The 6,253-nt window shown below is 64.7% G+C and carries 7 protein-coding genes; 4 read left to right on the plus strand and 3 right to left on the minus strand.

What is annotated here, in order from left to right:
* Positions 1-1,122 (plus strand): molybdopterin-dependent oxidoreductase (locus H928_RS29505; protein WP_021028653.1); only part of this gene is annotated, 1,122 nt, incomplete at its 5' end.
* Positions 1,119-2,228, plus strand: a complete 1,110-nt coding sequence (locus H928_RS0123300; protein WP_021028654.1) for a M14 family metallopeptidase — start codon at positions 1,119-1,121, stop codon at positions 2,226-2,228. The genes H928_RS29505 and H928_RS0123300, both read left to right, overlap by 4 nt.
* On the opposite strand, the gene H928_RS0123305 is transcribed toward H928_RS0123300, so the two are convergent.
* The gene (locus H928_RS0123305) at positions 2,209-2,793 is read right to left on the minus strand and encodes a hypothetical protein (RefSeq protein WP_148293277.1); all 585 of its coding nucleotides are present in this window, start codon (positions 2,791-2,793) and stop codon (positions 2,209-2,211) included. The two genes, H928_RS0123300 and H928_RS0123305, sit on opposite strands and share 20 nt — an antisense overlap.
* A gap of 126 nt (positions 2,794-2,919) precedes the next feature.
* On the opposite strand from H928_RS0123305, the gene H928_RS0123310 reads away from it, so the two are divergent.
* Positions 2,920-4,185: a class I SAM-dependent methyltransferase gene (locus tag H928_RS0123310; protein WP_027011317.1), complete on the plus strand. Its 1,266-nt coding sequence runs from the start codon at positions 2,920-2,922 to the stop codon at positions 4,183-4,185.
* Between the two features lie 10 nt (positions 4,186-4,195).
* Positions 4,196-4,531, plus strand: a complete 336-nt coding sequence (locus H928_RS0123315) for a DUF1840 domain-containing protein (RefSeq protein ID WP_027011318.1) — start codon at positions 4,196-4,198, stop codon at positions 4,529-4,531.
* 70 nt (positions 4,532-4,601) lie between these two features.
* On the opposite strand, the gene H928_RS0123320 is transcribed toward H928_RS0123315, so the two are convergent.
* Both H928_RS0123320 and H928_RS33825 read right to left on the minus strand, forming a co-directional pair.
* Positions 4,602-5,588: a tripartite tricarboxylate transporter substrate-binding protein gene (locus H928_RS0123320; RefSeq protein ID WP_021028656.1), complete on the minus strand. Its 987-nt coding sequence runs from the start codon at positions 5,586-5,588 to the stop codon at positions 4,602-4,604.
* Positions 5,589-5,924: 336 nt separating this feature from the next.
* Positions 5,925-6,253 (minus strand): helix-turn-helix transcriptional regulator (locus tag H928_RS33825; protein ID WP_239645062.1); only part of this gene is annotated, 329 nt, incomplete at its 5' end.

Consider the following 6,253-nt stretch of genomic DNA (forward strand, 5'->3'; position numbering starts at 1 on the left):
CGTCACCGCGCAGGCGGCCTGCTGCTGTCGAGCTCCTCGTCAGCCCCGGCGCGCCGGGGGGCGCTGCAGATGCCGGCGCTCTTGGGCGCGCGCCAGCCCCGCACCGTCAACATGAGCACGATTGGCGATGCGCTGCTCAAGCCCGCCAGCGCCGAGTTTGGCCCGCAGATTGCTGCGCTCATCTGCTACAACAGCAACCCGGTAGCCGTCGCCCCCGATTCGGCCAAGGTGGTCCAGGGCTTTGCCCGCGAGGATCTGTTCACCGTGGTGCTGGAGCACTTCATGACCGACACGGCCGACTATGCCGACTATGTGCTGCCCGCCACCAGCCAGCTCGAGCACTGGGACATCCACACCAGCTACGGCCATACCGATGTGCTGCTCAACCGCCCGGCCATTGCGCCGCTGGGCCAGGCGCGCAGCAATGCGCAGATCTTCCGCGACCTGGCGGCCCAAATGGCGCGCTACGACAGTGCCTTTGCCGCGCCGCATTTTGCCGACAGCGACGAGGAACTGTGCCGCCAGGCGGTCGACCCCACGCGCATCCCGTTTGAGCAGCTGCTGGACCAGGGCTTTGTCGCGCAGGACCTGCCCGACGCCCCTTTTGCCGAGGGCGGCTTTGCGACGCCCTCGGGCAAGTGCGAGTTCCACAGTGCGGCATTGGAGGCCATGGGCATCAACCCCTTGCCCGACTACCTGCCCAACCATGAGCTGCCCACGGCCAGCCATCCGCTGGCGATGATCTCGCCGCCGGCGCGCAACTTTCTCAATTCCACCTTCGTCAACGTGCGCAAGCTGCGCAGTGCCGAAGAGCGCCCGATGCTGGAGATGCACCCCAGCGATGCGCAAAGCCGAGAGATTGCCGATGGCGATCTGGTGCGCGTCTTCAACGGCCGGGGTGAGCATGTCTGCCATGCCAGCATCAATGGCCGCGCCCGGCCCGGCGTGGTGGTGGGGCTGGGCATCTGGTGGCGCAAGGACGGGCCCAATGGCACCAACGTCAATGAGCTGACCCACCAGCAGCTGACCGATATCGGACGCGCACCGTCCTTTTATGACTGTGCGGTGCAGGTCGAGCGCATGGTCAATGCCGACATCCGCCACGGAGGTATCGCCGCATGAGCGCCGTAGAACAAGCCTTTTCAGCCAGCTATGCTGCAGCACGCCAGCAGTTTCTCGAGGCCGCAGCCTCCGCCGGCCTGGCGCTGCAGTCACAGCTCCATCCGTTGACCGGGGTAGAGGGCGAAGCGTTGGCCATGGATGTGGCCCGCGATGGCGCGATGGACGCCGACCAGCTGCTGATCCTCAGCAGCGCCTGCCATGGCATCGAAGGCTACTGCGGCAGCGGCGTGCAGGTCTATGCGCTGCGCGATGCCGAGTGGTTGGACAAGGCACGCAACGCCGGCGTGGCCGTGCTCTATGTGCATGCGCTCAACCCCCATGGCTTTTCCTACGGCCGGCGGGTGACGCAGGAGAACGTCGACCTGAACCGCAACTTTGTCGATTTCTCCCAGCCGCTGCCGGGCAACCCGGCTTATGACCAACTGCATGAGGTGATCGTGCCCGCCCAGTGGTCGCCCACGGCCCAGGTGCAGCAGGCGATGCAGGACTTTATCGACGCGCATGGCCTCAAGGCCTGGCAGGCCGCGGTCGCCCAGGGCCAGTACCGCCATCCGCAAGGCGTGTTCTTTGGCGGCCAGGCCCCCACCTGGAGCAACCAGACCCTGCGCCAGGTGCTGCGCCAGCACGGCAGCCAGGCGCGCCAGATTGCCTGGATCGACGTGCACACCGGCCTGGGCCCCAATGGCTATGGCGAGCGCATCTTTACCGGCCCGCCCGGCGATGCGGCCATGCTGGCGCGGGCGCGCCGCTGGTGGGATGGCGCTGGTGCCACGCCAGTCACCTCGCTGGACGATGGCAGCTCCTCGTCGCCGCCGCTGACCGGCTTGCTGTGGAACAGCGTGGCGCAGGAATGCCCGCAGGCCGCCTTTACCGGCATGGCCCTGGAGTACGGTGTGCTGCCCGTGCATGCCACCCTGGATGCCTTGCGCGCCGACCACTGGCTGCACCAGCACCCCGAGGCGCCGGCAGACCAGCAAGCCGCCATCCACCAGCAGATGCGCGAAGCCTTCTACGACGAGAGCGTGGCCTGGAAGGGGCAGATCATCAGCCAGGCGCGGCAGGCGCTGTTCCAGACCGTCGATGGCCTCAGCCGCGAGGCGCGCTGACCTCAGGCGGAGCGACCTGCAGCGCGACCTGCTGGCAGCCCCAGTGGTGCAGGCATTCGCGCAGCACTATCAACAGTGCCGCCTGCGCCGGGGACAGCTGCAGGCCGCCGTGGCTGCCGCCCATCATGTACTGGGCATAGCGGTTGAACAGCTGCTCGATGGCGTCGGTCGTCTGCAGGGCAGCTTGCGGATCGTGCAGTTGCGCCGCGAGGGCTGCCATGTCCGGCGCGCGGCACAGCAAAGCCAGCTGGGGCCCCGGCGCTGGCCAGCTGCGGGTCAGCGGCATGATCTGGTCCTCCACCAGCTCAATCACCTGCTCCACCTGGCCGGCACCTGCCGATGCCCGGCTCAGGTACTGTGTTGCCAATTGGCCATAGCCCAGTGGCAGATCGTGTCGAATAGGTGACGCGTTTTGCGGTGCCAGGCGCCAGACATGGCAGGTATCCGGGTCGGCTTGCAGCACCACCCAGTCATGGTCTGGAAAGCGCGCTTGCAGCGCGGCCAAACCCTGCAAAATCGCGGGGTTTGAAGGGCGGGTCGGGTCGGAGGGCAGGGATGTGGACATGGTCGCTGGGCAATGCTAAGCGCGCTTGATCGGCGCTGCTCGCTGTATCTTTTATACATATGCTGTCAGTAGGTGTGTCAGACAAATGCCATTGACGGCGCGGAGCGGCGTCACACAATAAGTGGCATGAATATCCTGCAGTCCAAGCTCGAAGAGAAGCTGGCGGGTTTGCCAGTGTTGGTTGCCATCTCCATGCCCCAGGGCGGATGGATCGGTCCGCCGGACCAGGCGCAAGTACGTATCCGTTGCCACAATGCGGCGGCGCTGGCCTCGCTGGCGGCGGGCGATGTGGGGGTGGTCGGCGCGGCCATCGTCGAGGGCCATGTCGAGATCGAAGGCACGATGCGCGATGCCATGGCCGCAGCGGTGGCCTTGATGCCCGCCGACCCGGTGGCCGCACGCTCGACCTGGTGGAGCCGGCTGCTGGCGCGCTCCCGCTCGGCAGCGCTCCATACGCTGACCAAGGATTCCGAGCAGATCCAGTTCCACTATGACGTCTCGGACGACTTCTACGGCCTGTGGCTGGACCCGCGCCGCGTCTACTCCTGCGCCTACTATGCCGAGCCCGGCTACAGCCTGGCGCAGGCGCAGGAGGCCAAGCTCGATCTGATCTGCCGCAAGCTGCGGCTGCAGCCCGGCGAGCGTTTTCTGGATGTGGGCGCCGGCTGGGGTGGCCTGCTCTTGTGGGCAGCCGAGCACTACGGCATCGAGGGCACCGGCATCACCTTGTCGAAGAACCAGCATGCCTATGTCAACCGGCTGATCGAACAAAAAGGCCTGCAGGGCCGCGTCCGGATGCTGCTGAGCGACTACCGCCAGCTGCAGGTGGACCAGCCTTTTGACAAGCTCGCCTCGGTGGGCATGTTCGAGCATGTGGGCCGCGCGCATATGCAGGAGTACTTCAGCGTGCTCAAGCGCCTGATCAAGCCCGGCGGCTTGCTGATGAACCACGGCATCACCGCTGGCGGCACCGACAACGAACAGCTGGGCGCGGGCATGGGCGATTTCATCGAGAAATACATCTTCCCTGGCGGCGAGCTGATCCATGTCAGCGCCGTGCTCGAAGAGATGGCCCATGCCGGCTGGGAGATGGTGGACACCGACAACCTGCGCCCCCATTACGCCAAGACCTTGTGGGCCTGGTCCGATGCGCTGGAGGCGCAGCTGGACGAGGCGCTGGCCATCCTCTCACACAAGGGCAACCCCGCGCAGGCGGCCAAAACGCTGCGCGCCTACCGCCTCTACCTGGCCGGCTGCGCCACCGGTTTTGAGCATGGCTGGGTGGCGCTGCACCAGATGCTGGCTGTCATGCCCGATAGATCGATGACGACAGGGACCATGCCTGGTGCACAATCACAATACCCGTTCACCCGGGACTATATGTATCGATAAGGAGCGCACCGTGCTATTCAAATTCAAATCGCAGGCCACTGCAGACATGATCATGCTCGAGCCCGATGCCCGCAAGGTGCTGCAGATCATCGGCAAGGACGCCTCGCCACGCGGCATCATCACCACCGACCAGATTCCGCAGGCCATTGCTGCGCTGCAGGCCGCCGTGGCCGCTGAGGACGAGCGTGCGCAGGCGGCCAAAACCCAGGATCTGGACCAGGACCCCGAAGACGCCGATGGCCAGGATGTGAAGGCCAGCGTCGGCCTCAAGCAGCGGGCGGTGCCCTTTATCGAGATGCTGCGCCGCAGTGAGGCCGAGCAGGCCGATGTGGTCTGGGGCGGCTGATCGCTCAGCAACGTTCTCACGCCAACGAAAAAAGACTGCCGAGGCAGTCTTTTTGCATGGGGGCTGAGGATCAGTCGGCGAAGGTGCCTGCGGCCTTGATGATCGGCGTCCACTTGGCGATCTCGGCCTGCACAAAGGCCTTGTGGCCTTCGGGCGTGATGCGCTGGTCGGTGGCGACCACGGCGCTCAGGTTTTCGGACTTCTTGATGAACTCGGGGTCCTTCAAGGCGACCTTCAGCGCGTCGTTGACCTTTTTCAGGATGTCGGCCGGCGTGCCCTTGGGGGCGTACAGACCGTGCCAGATCGTCACTTCAAAGCCGTTCAGGCCTTCTTCCTGCAGGGTCGGCAGGTCCTTGAGCGATGGCGTGGTCAGGCGCTTGTTGGTGGTCACCGCATAGGCCTTGACCTTCTTGCCCTCAATCTGGCCGGTGGTGTTGGTGGTCTGGTCGCAGAGCACATCGACCTGGTTGCCCATCAGGTCGGCAATCGCCGGTGCGGCGCCCTTGTATGGCACGGCGGTCAGCGGGATCTTCAGGGTGCTTTGCAGCAGCAGGCCGCACAGGTGCGAGGCAGAACCGATACCGGCATTGGCCAGGTTGACCTTGTCCTTTTCCTTGTTCAGGTAGGCGGCCAGTTCCTTGTAGTTGTTCGGTGCCAGGGTGGGCTTGCCGATCAGGGTCATCGGCACGTCGTTGATGATGCCCAGGTATTCGAAGTCCTTGGTCACATCGAAGGACAGCTTGCGGTAGAGGATGGGGGCCGTGGCCACGCCGATGTGGTTGAGCAGCAGCGTGTAGCCGTCTGGCTTGGCACGTGCGGCCTTGGCCATGCCAATGGTGCTGCCGGCGCCGTCGGCGTTGTCGATGACCACGGTCACGCCGTTGAGGGGCTTGCGCAGCGCTTCGGCCAGGTCGCGTGCCACGCGGTCGGTGGGGCCGCCTGCCGTGAATGGCACGACGATGGTGATGGGCTTGTTGGGGTAGGAGGCGTCGGCATAGGCGCCGGTGGCGGTAGCGGCCGCCAGGGCCAGTGCAGTCCATTGCATCATCTTGTTCATAACGGCTTGTCTCTCTTGAATGGGAAAAAGAGTGCCATCCTAACGAGAACAGACTGGGGTTTTTTCTAAGGTAAACCCTTGTTTTTCCTGAGTGTTTCGAGTTTTTGACAAAGGCTTTTTTCGCGAACTTAAAGCCAAATGGCCGCCCGGCTCAACCACGGTTTATCAGGGCTGCTATCAATATTGATAGTTGAAATGTCGTAAGCCTTGGGCGAAATGTCGTGCGCCCAGAGGCAGTGATGGACATTTATTTGCGCTGGCGCAAGCCGTTTGGCCCGCAACCAGGGGCTTTCAAGCCAAGCAATATCCGTAGCCTTCCTATGGCTTTCACCGAGCTTACGCCGCCAACGACCCGCTGACGATGGCTGCCGCCGCAGCACGGGTCTCCACGCCGAGCTTTTCAAACACATGCTCCAGGTGCTTGTTGACGGTGCGCGGGCTCATGCCCAGGATCTGCGCGATGTCGCGGTTGGTCTTGCCCTTGGCCAGCCAGCCCAGCACTTCCGTTTCGCGCGGAGTCAGCGCCGCGTCCTGCAGGCGCTGGGTGCTGGCTCGCAGGCCCTCCTGGCCCAGGCGCAGCACCAGCATACGCTCGCCAATGCCCACTTCGCCCACCGACTGGGCCAGCAGGCTGCCGCTGCCCAGCGGGTGCTGGGCCGCCGTAT

The organism is Comamonas sp. B-9 (genome assembly GCF_000410635.1).
GTDB lineage: Bacteria > Pseudomonadota > Gammaproteobacteria > Burkholderiales > Burkholderiaceae_C > Comamonas.